Here is a 13,959-nt window from a genome sequence, read left to right as displayed (position 1 = left end):
ATATTCTGGGTTGTATCGTTTAGATACTTCCAAAATAGAATGGATCCATCAGTATTCGACGTATATTCAACCCCTTATCTCAACCCTTTTTTAAAAGAGATCCAGGCGCGTTACCTGTGATGGATTGTATGATTGTGGCGGGCAGAATGAATTGTTGAATCACAGACGTGCGGAAAGAACAAAACGAGGATATTAAAATGCGAGGTTACTGAAAATTCAATTAAACCTTAAATAACAAAAATAGCTCCTAAATGCTGATATGGGGATTCGAACCCCAGTCGCAGGAGTGAGAGTCCTGCATGATTGGCCGGACTACACTATATCAGCAATGTAGTGGTGCCTACTAAGATATGCCTGATTCGTACTTAAATATACGTATTTGTCCTTTGAGTTCTGGTTGTTCTGGTCGAATCGGCTGTTCTGACCGGCCCGACGTTTCTCGTATGTTTCTCACAAAATCCCCCTCTTCTCTCCCCCGGGGTGCGAAATGCTTAATGACTGGCGGGGTTATCAAGACACAGAGGGGTCTGTATGCCATTCCAGGAAATTATCCTTATCCAAGAGGCAGAGGCAGCGGCGCTGGCAGAAATAGAACGGGCACGCACAGAGGCAGATGCCCGCATCAGTGCGGCCCATGCAGATGCCCGGGTGGCTGTAGCAGATGCCAGAGAGCGGGCCGGGGCTGAAGTTGCAGCCCACATCGCCGCTGTGGAAGAAGAGGCGTCTGCCGAGGCGGCAAAGATTCGTGCGGCGGCAGAAACAGAGGTCGCAGCCATCCGGGAAGCAACTGATGCCAGGCTTGATGAGGCAATTACGTTCGTTGTCGGGGAGGTGACTGGGCGTGCTCAGACCCGCTGAAATGGTCAGGCTCACGGTGGGGGTGCATGCCGTTGGACGGGATGAGATGATCGCTACTCTGCACGAGGCGGGGGCCGTTGAACTACAATCGGTAGCCGATGAAGAGAGTCTTCGTCAGCTTGTCACTTCGTGCCACCGGTCACAAGCCGTCCCTGATATTGCATCTGCACGGTCCCGTATTGAGCGGACCGTTGAAGTTCTTGCAGTATTTGTCCCGGAAAAAAACGCGGTTGTCGCACTATTTTCCCGGCCACCAGACAACAAAATATCATTTCCGGTCACTAATGCCGCGTCTGCCCTCAAAGAAGCAGCCCGGTTTTCAGAAATAACTGACTCCATACTTGCCCTGCATGCCCGTGATATTTCCATCGCAGAACGCCTTGGACGGATGGATGAGGAAGAGGAGATGCTTTCCCTGTTGCTTCCGTTTGGCATCGAACCCGGTCGGCTTGGGGGAGCAGGTTTCCTGGAGGTGCGGGCTGGCATTGTCCCGACCGGCGAATGTGCAGATATTGATGCACACCTGAGAGAGGAGATGCCTGAGCTCGCTGTGCCGTTTCTTCTCTGTGGGGTTGGAGATCGTCCGGCAACCGTTGTTATCATTACTCATCCGGATGCATCAGCAGATGCCGATCGGGTGCTCCGGGCACTTGCATTCCGGGAGTTTACTCTTGAGACGGCTGAGGGAACCGCATTAGCAGGGATTGCATCCATACAAAACGAACGAGACCAGCTCCGGCAGGAACAAAACAAGATTCATGTCTCCCTGAAAGAACTGGCCCAAACACATCTCACACTGCTTGAGGCGATGGCGGAGGAACTGGGGGTTATGCGCGACCGTGAGGATGCCCGCCCTCTGTTCGGGGAGACTGGTTCTCTCATAGTCATGCAGGGATGGGCCAAAAAATGTGATATGCCACGGATACGGGAATTATGTGACCGTTCGACAGGCTCTCTCTCCTTCTGCACCACAGAGCCTGCAACAGGCGCTGTGCCGTCTGCCTTTGACCATCCCCACTGGCTGGCACCGTACGGATTTCTCACCGCCATGTTTGGAATGCCGGCGTATGGCAGGATTGACCCGACACTCTTTCTTGCGCCGGTTCTGATCCTCACATTTGGCCTTATGCTCGGGGATGCCGGGTATGGCATTCTTCTCTTTCTCATCGCAGCCCTCCTTCTCCGTGGAGCAGGGCATACACCGGGGACCACCCATGACCTTGCAATTGTCCTTTGTGCCTGTGGTGTAGCGGGTGCGGTCTTCGGTATCCTGATGGGGAGTTTTTTCGGTAATCTGGCGCCCTTCTTCGGTATCACATTGCCGTTTACGGTCATCGAACCACTGAATGATCCCCTCTCTCTCCTGATTTTGGCACTTGGCATCGGGATCGTCCATCTCAACCTTGGTTTTGTGATTGCCGCATCTGAACATCTCCGGTGTGGTGAACGTCGTAAGATGCTCTATTCGGAAGGTACCTGGTTTCTGCTCCAGCCCTGTGCGGCTGTTCTCATCCTCTCATTCTTTGGCTGGGCCACATTCTCATCTCTCATCACCACAGTTGCGTGGGCCGGTGCTGTGGTTGCCATCATTGGCATCCTCCGGGATAATGGGCCGCTTGGTTTCTTTTCTCTCACCGGTTACCTTGGAGACTGGCTCAGTTATGCCCGTATCCTTGCGCTTGCCCTTGCCACGAGCGGCATTGCGATGATGATCAACATCCTTTCCGGCATGATTGCAGGAATTGGGCCGTTTTTCCTCATTGTAGGCATCATTTTTGGCATAGGAGGGCATGCGGCAAACCTGGTCCTCCAGTGTCTTGGGGGATTTATTCACGCACTTCGTCTTCAGTATGTAGAGTTTTTTGGACGGTTCTTTGATGCAGGTGGCAGGGCGTTCTCGCCTTTTATCGCACGGCGGATACACACCAGACCGCAGGAGGAAAGAGATGGTAGTTGATGCAGGCACCATCCTTGCCGTAACGGGGGCGGGCCTTGCTGTTGGCCTCTCTGCTATCGGGTCTGGTATCGGTGTCGGGATTGCCGGTGCAACCGGTGCCGGTGTTATTGCGGTCCGTCCGGAGAAGTTTGGGCGGGCACTGGTCTTCCAGGCTGTGCCTCAGACACAGGGTATGTATGGTCTCCTTGTCGCGGTTCTCATCCTGCTTTCAACCGGTGTCATCGGTGGCGGGGGCGGTGATGTACCTCTCCCCCTTGGTCTTGCTGCGGTTGGTGCAGGACTTGCGACCGGTATTGCCGGTTTTTCAGCGATAGGCCAGGGCATTGCAGCATCAGCAGGTATTGCTGCTACTGCAGAGCATGATTCTGCAATGGGGAGAAGCCTGATATTTGCAGTAATTCCTGAGACGCAGGCCATCTATGGCCTTTTGGTTGCGATTCTTATCATGGCCTTTACCGGTCTTCTGACCGGAGACGCGGTTGCCACTGAAGCGACCGGTCTTGCTGCAATCGGGTGTGGTCTTGCAGTGGGCATCGCCGGCCTCTCTGCCATTGGCCAGGGTATCGCTGCTGCTGCAGGCTCTGCTGCCTCTGCCGAGCATGAAGAGAGTTTCGGAAAGAACCTCGTCTTTTCAGTGATACCCGAGACGCAGGCCATCTATGGCCTTTTGGTTGCGATTCTTATCATGGCCTTCACTGGGATGATTGCAGGAGAGCATACTGTAAATCTTGCTCTCGGGTTTGCCGCCGTCGGGTGTGGATTTGCGGTCGGGCTTGCAGGCATATCGGCCATTGGTCAGGGTATTGCTGCTGCTGCCGGTACGGCAACGACCGCAGAGCATGAGGAAAGTTTTGGGAAAAATCTGGTATTCTCGGTGATACCAGAGACACAGGCGATATACGGCCTTTTGGTTGCCATCCTGATTATGGTCTTCACCGGTATGATCACCCGTGATCTCACCGCTACCCTTGCCGCAGGGTTTGCTGCCATTGCCTGTGGATTTGCTGTGGGATTTGCGGGAATTTCTGCCATTGGTCAGGGTATTGCGGCATCTGCAGGCATTGCGGCAACCGCAGAGGACGAGGAGATGTTCGGGAAAGGACTGGTCTTCACCGTCATCCCGGAGACACAGGCAATTTATGGTCTTTTGGTTGCGATTCTCATCATGGCCTTCACCGGCATGATCACTCGTGATGTCACCGCAACGGCTGCAGCAGGCCTTGCTGCCATCGGTGCCGGATTTGCTGTAGGACTTGCAGGGCTCTCTGCCATTGGGCAGGGGATGACTGCTGCCTCGGGTATAGGTGCCACTGCCCAGCGCAGAGATGCGATGGGGGCAAGTCTTGTCTTTGCGGTAATGGCAGAGACGTTTGCAATATTTGGCCTCTTAATTGCTGTTTTAATCATGTTCGGCATTGGGCTCTTTGGGGGTGCATGAATGGGTGTGGAAGAGATTATTGCACGAATGAATGCAGACGCAGCTGCAGAAACCTCACGGATTCTGCGTGCGGCAGAAGAAGAAGAATCCCGTGTCCGGCGTGAAGGGGATGCCGCAGCACAGATGGCATACACAACCCTTTCTGCTGACGGCAGACGGGATGCGGAGGCCCGGCGCAGGAAGATTCTCGCACGGGCACAGCTTACAGCACGAGGTGGGGTGCGAAAGTCACGAGAGGAGGGAATTTCCCGTTGTTTTTCCGGGGCAAAAGAGTCTCTCTCTCAGCTTCCCCGTAATCCTGCCTATTCTGAAGTGTTGCGCCGGTTAATTGCAGAGGGGCAGGAGATTGTCGGGTCCGGGAACCACCAGGTGCTCTTCCGGGAGGAAGATCAGGATGCCGCAGAAGCGGCGCTTGCAGCCTTTCCAGCCGTTACCGCTGCCCTGCTCCGTGAAGACTCTACTGATCGCAGTGGGGGTGGAATAGTGGTCACCTGCCAGATGCACCGGTGTGATCAGCGTTTTTCTGCCAGGTTTGAGCGTATGCGGGAGCGTCTGACCCGGGAAACAGCGCAGATACTCTTTGGTGACCATGACTGATCTCTCTCTCTCATCCATATTCTCCGACCTTCTCTCCGGTGAAGGTGCAACAACACTTCTCGTTGCCGCTCTCTCCATTTCTATCCTTGTTGGTCTGATGTTGGCGGCATCAGCTGGATACTTCCGTATTATCCTGAATATTGCAGCCTTTGCCCGCCCGGATGCACGGGTGCGGGCCATAGGCAATCCGATGGTGGACCCTGTTAAGGTTGCAGCTGTGCGTGAGGCACATAATCTGCACGATCTCTTTGATCGTTTCCGTTCTGTCGGCCACCCCCTCCCGACAGCAGGCGAGATGAATTCTGAGATTGCAGAACAGGCAATCCGCAGCTATTACTATGGAAAGGTGATGAGTCTCAGTGAGAATGTGCCGGACGGCGTGTGCCATTTCTTTGCAATATATGGTGAGATGCTTGTTTCACGGGAGGCTGCATGGATTATCATGGGTAAAGCCAGAGATGTCTCCCCTGCAGACCTTGAGATGCAGGCATCTCCTGCAGGACCGCTGACACCGGAAGTGATTCGGAAAGCCGTACATGCCGGAGGCCCTGAGGATGCTCTGAGCAGGTTAAGACAGACATCCTTTGGGACGGTGCTTACCACAGCATACCATGAGGCAGCGGGCGATCCTGCACAATTCTCTGTAATTGTGCAGGCGAAATTGCTTGAAAACCTCTCCCTTGCGGCCCGGAGTGTAGATATATCTCTGTCCCCGCCGTTCACAGAGATAGCCGGCCGGATGGTAGATACTGCAAACATCCGTGCACTTTCCCGTGCACTCTCGTTTGGGACCGGGCGGGAAGAAGCAGGTCGTCATCTCATCTTTGATGGTGGATTTGAACTCACGGGTGACCGGTTCGAACATGCACGGCGGGCCGGGTCACTGCCTGATCTCATCCAGGCACTTGCCGGGACGCAGTATGAATCCTATCTTTCCCGTAATCCTGAGGCTGTCAGGGATGAGAATATACCTGTTTTAGAGGCAGCCCTTGATCAGTGTATGCTTGACGCTGTACGTGGGTTATCAAACCAGTATCATCTGGAAAGCGGCCCTTTGCTCCGTTATCTCGTCGCACTGGGATATGAGGTTCAGAATATGCAGGCGATTGCAGGAGGGGTTGCTGCCTCTCTCTCGCCGGATGAGATAGAACGGGAACTCGTGCTGGAGGAGACTGAAGAATGAAAATTGTCGCAATAGGTGATCGTATGACGGTCTCTGCCTGCAGGGCGGGAGGTATCTTTGATGTCATCCCCTGTAAAGATGCCGGGGAGGCACTCCGTGCTTTGGAAGAGGTTCTTGAGCACCCGGATATTGGTGTTGTCTGTGTGCTGGACCGGTATCTGGGAGATTTTGTCCTTCCTCGTTCAAAAGAGGCATATCCGGTTATCATCGGAATTCCCGGGCCGGGTGGTCCGGTCAGTCGTGAAGATGCGGTACGTGCTGCGGTCAGGAAGGTTGCAGGACGGCATGTCCCGGAGGCAGACCGTTGACCGGCCGTATCATCCGTATCACCGGACCGGTAGTTGAGGCAGATGGTATGCGGGGGGCGCTCATGTATGAGGTGGTCCATGTAGGAGAGGACGCCTTAATTGGCGAGATCATCGGCCTTTCTGAGGATGTGGCGACAATTCAGGTGTATGAAGATACCACCGGCCTTGCCCCGGGTGAAGTGGTGGAACGGACTGGTGCACCGCTCACCGCGGAACTGGGTCCTGGTCTTCTCGGTATGGTCTATGACGGCATTCAACGTCCACTTGAAGTGATACGTGAAGGGATGGGTGATTTCATTATTCGTGGTGCCTCGTTTCCTGCTCTTGACCGGAACCGCATGCATGCATTCACCCCGGTGGCAGAACAGGGTGCAGTGGCAACGCCTGGCACCGTGATTGGAACTGTGCAGGAAGGCAATTTCATCCATTCTGTTCTTGTCCCGAATGGTATAGAAGGCACCTTTGTCCGTGTGGCAGATGCCGGGGACTATACCATAACGGGGGAGATTGCCACTGTCCTTGTGAGTGATGGAAAAGAAGTGCCTGTTACCATGCTCCGCCGCTGGCCGGTGCGGGTGGCGCGACCGGTTGCAGAGAAGCTGAAACCCGGTGCTCCACTGATAACCGGGCAGCGGGTCATCGACTCTTTCTTTCCTATAGTTAAAGGTGGGACTGCTGCTGTGCCTGGGCCGTTTGGGGCGGGAAAAACAGTGGTTCAGCATCAGCTGGCAAAGTGGTCGGATGCAGATCTCATTGTTTATGTGGGATGTGGGGAGCGGGGCAATGAACTCGCTGACGTGCTCCGCCAGTTTCCGGCCCTCACTGACCCAACAAGTGGGGAGCCCCTGATGGGACGAACGGTTCTCATCGGTAACACCTCAAATATGCCGGTTGCTGCACGGGAGGCATCGGTTTATACCGGCATCACCATCGCTGAGTACTATCGTGACATGGGTTATGATGTGGCCCTGATGGCTGATTCCACCTCGCGATGGGCCGAGGCAATGCGGGAGATTTCCGGACGTCTCGAAGAGATGCCTGGTGAACATGGGTATCCTGCCTATCTTGCCTCCCGGCTTGCGAGTTTCTATGAACGGGCGGGGAATGCTACTGTCCTGGGTTCATCAGATAGAACCGGTTCTGTCTCTGTCATCGGTGCAATCTCACCGCCGGGTGGAGACTTCTCTGAACCAGTTACCCAGAATACGCTGCGGGTCGTACGGGTATTCTGGGCACTGGATGCGGATCTTGCCCACGAACGCCACTTCCCGGCGGTCAACTGGCTTACGTCCTACTCTCTGTATCCGGATGATGTAGAAGCGTGGTGGAATGAACAGGTGGGTGAAAGATGGGGGGAGATGCGTAGGGAAATGATGGCTATTCTCCAGAAAGAGAGTGAACTTGAGGAAATCGTCCAGTTGGTGGGACCTGACGTACTGCCTGAAGACGACAAATTATCCCTGCATATCGCCGAATATATCCGGGAATCATTTTTGATCCAGTCTGCCTTTGATCCGGCAGATACCTTCTGTGCACCGGAAAAGCAGTATATGATGATGCAGCTTATTACTGATTATGCCCGGTATGGGAGGGTGGCAGTGGCAAATGGCATGTTAGTATCTGCGATTGTAGCTTTGCCGGTCGCAAAACGCCTGTTGCGTCTTGGCGCAGTTCCGGGAGCTGAGTTCAGGAACTATTTTGAGGAGACTCTTCGCGAGATGAAAGAAGCATTCCACGGTTCTGGTGGAGGGACTGCATGACATCCCCGGCACGTGAATACACCTCGGTTGTCCGGGTGGCAGGTCCTCTGATGGCAGTATCCGGAGTCGGTGATGCTGCATACGGCGAGGTGGTGGAAGTGCGTCTTCCTGGTGGTGGAACCCGCCTTGGGGAGGTGCTGGAAAGCCGTTTGGATCTTGCCATCATTCAGGTATTCGGTGGAACACGGGATCTTGATACGGACATTACATCGGTTCGGTTTACGGGAGTCCCCATGCGCATGGTCGTTAGTCCCGAGATTATCGGCCGGGTATTTGACGGGTCTGCCGCACCGGCTGACGGCGGAGGGGCTGTTATCCCCGGAAAGGTGATGGACATCGCAGGGTCGGCTGTCAATCCCACCGCACGTGCCTACCCGGAAGACTGCATTGAGACCGGCATCTCGGCAATTGATGTCATGAATACCCTTGTGCGTGGGCAGAAACTGCCTATATTTTCCGGTGCAGGACTGCCACACTCTGCTCTTGCCGCACAGATTGCCCGCCAGGCCCGTGTCCTGAGGGATAATGAAGAGTTTGCCCTGGTCTTTGGCGCGATGGGAATAACTAATGAGGATGCGCAGTTCTTCCTGGATGAATTTGAAGACACCGGTGCTCTGGGGCATGCGGTCCTCTTTATCAATCGTGCCGATGACCCTGCCATTGAGCGTATTATCACCCCCCGTCTTGCCCTGACCGCTGCAGAATATCTTGCTTTTGATCGTGGGATGCATGTTCTTGTCATCCTTCAGGATATGACTGCTTACTGTGAGGCACTGCGAGAGGTTTCTGCCGCCCGTGATGAAGTCCCTGCCCGTCGGGGCTATCCTGGATATATGTACACTGATCTTGCCTCTATCTTTGAACGGGCTGGGAGAATTTATGGTCGTAAGGGGTCGATTACTCAGCTTCCCATCATCTCTATGCCGGATGATGACATCACCCATCCTGTGCCTGATTTGACCGGCTACATCACTGAGGGGCAGATTGTTCTTTCCCGCGATCTGCACCGCAAGGGCATCTATCCCCCCATTGATGTTCTCCCTTCCCTCTCGCGTCTGATGTCGGGGGGCATCGGTGAAGGGAAGACCCGGGAAGATCACAGTGCGGTATCAGACCAACTGTATGCCGCTTATGCAAAAGGAAGGAGGCTGGAGAGTCTTGTGACGGTCATTGGTGATGAAGGGCTCAGTGAATCAGATCGTCGATATCTTGCATTTTCCGCACGATTTGAGCGTGAATTCATTGGGCAGGGTCGTGCAGGGGGACGCGCTGTTGAGGAGAGTATTGACGCAGCCTGGGACCTTCTGAATATCTTCCCGGAGGAAGAACTTAATCGTATTTCGACAGACCTGATTGAAAAATATCGAGGCGGTGCGGAACAGTGAGCCGGCAGATTATACGTGGTATCCGGCCCACCAGAATTGAACTCTTAAAGATCAGAAAACGGATTGTGGTGGCAGAAAAGGGTCATGAACTGCTGCAGGAGAAGCTTGACACTATGGTAGTGGAGTTCTTCCGTCTTAAAGAGATACAGGATGGTCTGCGCAGGGAGGCAGAGGCTGCTTTTGCTGCTGCCTATTTGCCCCTTCAGCGTGCAGGGATGCTCATGGGTCAGCGGGGGTTGGAAGAGGCAATCTCTCTAACGAAATCAGCAGAGGGGATAGATATGGATACAAACACCGTGATGGGGACGCTGATTCCTGTCATAAATCTGCCTGTTCCGTTTCGGGATCCTGGTGTTCCGGGGTATCCGCTTGCGGTGCCATCTGCCCATCTGGATGTGGCATACCGGGGGTGCGAGGAGGCAGTGAAAGCTATCCTCACCCTTGCGGCACTGGAAGGATCCCTTGTGCGCCTTGCCGATCAAATTGTTGTAACCCGACGGAGGGTAAATGCCCTTGCAAATATTCTTATTCCTTCGCTGCATGACACAGCAGCCTATATTGATGACTATCTGGAGGAGATGGAACGTGAAGATATTTTTCGGAGAAAACGGGCAAAGATGACCCGTTCCGGAGGGTTGATTCCATGAATCCTGAAGGATCTGCCGGTATATTTTTTCTACTCCAAATTGCCGGTGTTGTGGCTCTTGCTGTTGGTGGGGTGGTATTTCTGCTTGTTCTGGTATGAATCCGGCCCGTGTAAGCCTGCATGCAGGAGACACTTTTCTGGTTTCATGCCATATTTGTATTAAACATGGATGGTGTGCTGGCAACACTCATCATAGGGTTTGTGATTGGGCTTTCCGGGGCCCTGGCACCCGGCCCTAACCCTGATAGCAATCATTCAGGGATCTGTCCTTTCTGTTCGTCAGTATCGTATTGTTCTTGCTGCCTGTGGGGTGTTTATCCTTATCTTCGGTGTGTCGTATTTCTTCAAAATGGTTTTAGGGTGGTGAGGGAGGTCACAATAATGGGGTTAATTTCGTCCGGGTATTTTGGATGGCTGGTGCCCTATATAGAGGTGATTTGATAAATCCGGGCCAATATTGTTGATTTTTTCCGTGATAGGCGTTCTGCAGAAAAACCGGGAGATACACTACCCATAAGTAGTGTCCCGCCGATATGTATAGCAACACCAATGGCCACAATTGAAGAAGAGATTAAACTAATCGAAGACGAAATTCGCAATACTAAATATAACAAGGCGACCTCCGGGCATATAGGAAAGCTCAAAGGAAAGATTGCCCGTCTCAAAGATGATGCCGTTTCCCGTGCCATGGCCTCTGCTGGCGGTGGTGAAGGATTTTCAGTGAAAAAATCAGGTGATGGAACCGTTGTCCTCGTTGGTTTCCCATCTGTTGGTAAGTCCACACTCCTGAATAAACTGACCAACACAGAAAGTGTGTCTGCAGCCTATGCTTTCACGACTCTTACTGTTGTGCCCGGTTCTATGGAACACAAAGGGGCAAATATCCAGATTCTGGATATCCCTGGCCTGATTGCAGGAGCTGCAATGGGGAAGGGGCGTGGTAAGGAAGTGATTGGCGTCGTACGTGGTGCTGATCTCATCCTGCTTCTGGGTGATGTGTACAATGAAAAACACATCAATGTCCTGATTCGAGAACTCTATGATGCTGGTATACGCCTGAACAAGGATAAACCGGATGTCACCATCAGGAGAAGGGGATCTGGTGGCCTCCGGTTCAACACGGTCGGGAATTCAGGCATCGATATCGATGATATCCGCCCTGTTCTTGCAGATAACAAGATTGTAAATGCTGATATCCTTGTCCGTGGAGAGGTAACGCAGGACGACTTTATTGACGCGATGTTCGGAAACCGTGTCTATGTCCCGGCGTTTTTTGCCGTCAACAAGGTAGACCTGGTCGACAAAGTGACCCTGGCTCAGATCAATGAGGATGTGACGGAACGTTTCGGCCGACCGCCAATTCTTCTCTCTGCTGTCAGTGGATTCAACATTGAAACGCTCAAAGATGAGATATTTGATCAACTGGGTTTCATCCGTATTTACATGAAGCCAGTGGGTGGCAAGGCGGACATGGAAGAGCCACTTATCATCCGTGAACCGGCAACCGTAGAGGCAGTCTGTATGAAACTGCACCGTGACTTTGTCGAGAAATTCCGCTACGCAAAAGTGTGGGGTCCGTCAGTGAAGCATGATGCCCAGCGGGTTGGCCTGTCGCATAGTCTCATTGACGGTGATATCCTGACCGTTGTTACCCGCGCGTAGTTATTGCATCCCTAAGAACATGCAGGGGTGCATCTGTTTTTATTCCCCGTCCATCGTAATGGGTCCGTGATGCCTGGTATCCTGCATCACGGATGGTTGCAATGACATCGTCTGCAGGAGACGGTGAGATCCGCCAGTGTTTGGCAAGCCGGTGGTAATTATAAAACGCTGGTGTGGGAAGTTCTCCGTCTAGGATTGTGACCAGCCGTGCGAGTACACTCTCTCCCATACCGTCTGCATCCAGATCTGCTGCCAGTTGCGTAAGCACCTCATGGTTGTTGATGGGGCCGACCCAGAGGGGCCCAATCCTGCTCATCTTAGCACCGCACTCCGGACATTCCTGCACAGATGGGAGGAAGGCGGTTTCTGTCATCCGCCATGGGCATGCAGGGCACTGGTGAATGTAGCCGATGTTTTTGAGCGCCATATCACCCTTGCCTGCACCATTTGTCATGCGCAGGTGGAGGCGGACGAAGTGCTCCCGCGCAAAGCAGAAGAGCGGTTCAATCCCCCTGTCATATTTTACTGTCTCGCGCACGACAAATCCAAGAAGTAAGCGCAGGCCCACCTCACTGTGGTATTCTGTGTTCATTGGGCGGGCGCCATATCGGCGAATGCCTGCCTTCAGGTGTGCTCCACAAAGGGGTGCAGTGTCGGTTGCAGTGACAAAGAGATAATGGCGTGCGCTGGTGGCTGCGATATCTACAAACGGTGCTGGTGTACCAAATGGGTCCAGGTCTACAACATCAAACCGCTGTCTCAGCATCACCGCTCTGCAGTCCTCTTCTGTAACAGTGATCTCATTCTCCGGGTACATGGCTGCATTCTTCCGGATAAGGGCTGCTGCCTCCGGGCTGTAATCATTAATCGTGACGGGGATGCCACATTCGTGAGCCACTCTCAGTCCGCGGACGCCGGACGCTGCCATTGCATCAAAGTATGATGATACGTCCAGCTGACGGAGAAGGTAATTTGTGCTGTCACGGTTCAGCCTCATTCGGTCATTAAAGAAAACCGCTGCACTTCCGGGTGGGAATGAACTGTTTTCGTCCTGTTCCGGTATGAAAAACCGGGTGCTCCCTTCCAAAACCTCTCTGTCACTCATCGTTCCAGAAACGTGGTGGTTCGGAAATCTTATACCTTCTGATGATGAAGGTTATAGGCACGTATGGGCTTGTGGCCTAGTCTGGATAAGGCGTTAGCCTCCTAAGTTAATGATCAGGGGTTCAAATCCCCTCAAGCCCGTTCTCCATTTATTTTAGACAAAATTAATCCGAAATGAACTGTATAGGATTTTGATACATGAGTCTTCGCGGATATCTGCAGATCATACGTCCTGTCAATGCGCTTGTCGCAGGCATTGCCGTCCTGCTTGGAGTGCTTGTCGCAGGGATGGAGCTGACTCCTGCCATGCTCCTGCTTGTTTTGGCAGTATTCTGCATTACCGGTGCGGGAAACGCAGTCAATGACTATTTTGATCGTGAAATTGACGCCATTAATCGTCCGGAAAGGCCGATTCCCTCCGCTGCTGTTAGTGTAAGGGGTGCAGCCATCTTCAGTGCTGTTCTCTTCCTTTCGGGTATCATCTGTGCGGCATTTGTCCATCCGTTTTGTTTTGGTTTTGCCTGCGTCAATTCCATAATTTTGATAGCCTATGCAGCGAGGCTGAAGGGTGTGCCTCTTGTGGGTAATTTCGCTGTCTCATATCTGTCCGGAAGTATCTTTCTTTTTGGGGGTGCTTCAGGAGGTATGGACGGTATTCTTCTGAATCTCCCCATTGCAGGCATCGTCTTTTTCCCAATGATGGCGCGTGAGATCCTGAAGGATGCAGAGGATATCGAAGGTGATCAGGCAGGGGGTGTCCGTACCCTTCCCATGGTCACCGGTGTCCTCACTTCCTGCCGTGTAGCGGCTGTCCTTGCGGCGGGAGCAGTCGTTCTCAGTATTTTGCCCATTGTGCCCTGGTGGGGAGTGTGGTATCTTGTCACAATTGTTGTGGCCGATTTGGTAATCCTTTCTGCGGTGGCATCTTCCCTCAGGTGTTCGACATCTGCCTGTGTCAGGAAATCCGGCGCGACAAAATCGCTTAAAACTGGAATGTTTGCTGTTCTCGCATTATTTATCCTCTGGGCCATGATTGGATGACTCTTCGGCAGAAGCAGAGA

At 53.1% G+C, this 13,959-nt stretch carries 12 protein-coding genes and 2 tRNA genes; 12 read left to right on the top strand and 2 right to left on the bottom strand.

Annotated features, from left to right (window positions below; all coding sequences use genetic code 11):
- Positions 1–252: 252 nt before the first annotated feature.
- A tRNA-Glu gene (locus L0665_RS03240) sits at positions 253–327 on the bottom strand.
- A 204-nt stretch (positions 328–531) separates the two neighbouring features.
- Between L0665_RS03240 and L0665_RS03235 the strand changes: the two genes are divergently transcribed.
- The 10 genes from L0665_RS03235 (at position 532) to L0665_RS03190 (ending at position 11,794) form a co-directional block, all read left to right on the top strand.
- On the top strand, positions 532–858 hold the full coding sequence (locus tag L0665_RS03235; RefSeq protein WP_274924269.1) for a V-type ATPase subunit subunit G family protein: 327 nt from the start codon (positions 532–534) through the stop codon (positions 856–858).
- Positions 842–2,815, top strand: coding sequence for a V-type ATP synthase subunit I (locus tag L0665_RS03230; RefSeq protein ID WP_274924268.1), 1,974 nt, complete (start codon positions 842–844; stop codon positions 2,813–2,815). The genes L0665_RS03235 and L0665_RS03230 overlap by 17 nt, the downstream gene beginning before the upstream one ends.
- A complete protein-coding gene (locus L0665_RS03225; protein ID WP_274924267.1) occupies positions 2,805–4,253 on the top strand; it encodes a V-type ATP synthase subunit K in 1,449 nt (482 codons plus the stop codon). Before L0665_RS03230 ends, L0665_RS03225 begins: the two co-directional genes overlap by 11 nt.
- A complete protein-coding gene (locus L0665_RS03220; protein ID WP_274924266.1) occupies positions 4,254–4,850 on the top strand; it encodes a V-type ATP synthase subunit E in 597 nt (198 codons plus the stop codon).
- Positions 4,843–6,033: a V-type ATPase subunit gene (locus L0665_RS03215; RefSeq protein ID WP_274924265.1), complete on the top strand. Its 1,191-nt coding sequence runs from the start codon at positions 4,843–4,845 to the stop codon at positions 6,031–6,033. Before L0665_RS03220 ends, L0665_RS03215 begins: the two co-directional genes overlap by 8 nt.
- Positions 6,030–6,341: a V-type ATP synthase subunit F gene (locus tag L0665_RS03210; protein WP_274924264.1), complete on the top strand. Its 312-nt coding sequence runs from the start codon at positions 6,030–6,032 to the stop codon at positions 6,339–6,341. The genes L0665_RS03215 and L0665_RS03210 overlap by 4 nt, the downstream gene beginning before the upstream one ends.
- Positions 6,338–8,101: a V-type ATP synthase subunit A gene (locus tag L0665_RS03205; RefSeq protein WP_274924263.1), complete on the top strand. Its 1,764-nt coding sequence runs from the start codon at positions 6,338–6,340 to the stop codon at positions 8,099–8,101. Before L0665_RS03210 ends, L0665_RS03205 begins: the two co-directional genes overlap by 4 nt.
- A complete protein-coding gene (locus L0665_RS03200; RefSeq protein WP_274924262.1) occupies positions 8,098–9,486 on the top strand; it encodes a V-type ATP synthase subunit B in 1,389 nt (462 codons plus the stop codon). The genes L0665_RS03205 and L0665_RS03200 overlap by 4 nt, the downstream gene beginning before the upstream one ends.
- Positions 9,483–10,133 carry a V-type ATP synthase subunit D gene (locus L0665_RS03195; protein ID WP_274924261.1) on the top strand — a complete coding sequence of 217 codons (651 nt, stop codon included), beginning with the start codon at positions 9,483–9,485 and terminating at the stop codon, positions 10,131–10,133. The genes L0665_RS03200 and L0665_RS03195 overlap by 4 nt, the downstream gene beginning before the upstream one ends.
- A gap of 548 nt (positions 10,134–10,681) precedes the next feature.
- On the top strand, positions 10,682–11,794 hold the full coding sequence (locus tag L0665_RS03190) for an OBG GTPase family GTP-binding protein (protein ID WP_274924260.1): 1,113 nt from the start codon (positions 10,682–10,684) through the stop codon (positions 11,792–11,794).
- On the opposite strand, the gene L0665_RS03185 is transcribed toward L0665_RS03190, so the two are convergent.
- Complete coding sequence (locus tag L0665_RS03185) at positions 11,781–12,899, bottom strand: tRNA (guanine(10)-N(2))-dimethyltransferase (RefSeq protein WP_274924259.1); 1,119 nt, start codon at positions 12,897–12,899, stop codon at positions 11,781–11,783. The two genes, L0665_RS03190 and L0665_RS03185, sit on opposite strands and share 14 nt — an antisense overlap.
- A 65-nt stretch (positions 12,900–12,964) precedes the next feature.
- On the opposite strand from L0665_RS03185, the gene L0665_RS03180 reads away from it, so the two are divergent.
- Together L0665_RS03180 and L0665_RS03175 are read left to right on the top strand one after the other, a co-directional pair.
- A tRNA-Arg gene (locus tag L0665_RS03180) sits at positions 12,965–13,039 on the top strand.
- Positions 13,040–13,096: 57 nt separating this feature from the next.
- The gene (locus tag L0665_RS03175) at positions 13,097–13,939 is read left to right on the top strand and encodes a geranylgeranylglycerol-phosphate geranylgeranyltransferase (RefSeq protein WP_274924258.1); all 843 of its coding nucleotides are present in this window, start codon (positions 13,097–13,099) and stop codon (positions 13,937–13,939) included.
- Positions 13,940–13,959 lie beyond the last annotated feature (20 nt).

The organism is Methanogenium marinum (genome assembly GCF_028912405.1).
Classification (GTDB): domain Archaea; phylum Halobacteriota; class Methanomicrobia; order Methanomicrobiales; family Methanomicrobiaceae; genus Methanogenium; species Methanogenium marinum.
The sequence above is the reverse complement of the archived record's forward strand: the minus strand, read 5'-3'. Positions and strand labels throughout refer to the sequence as shown.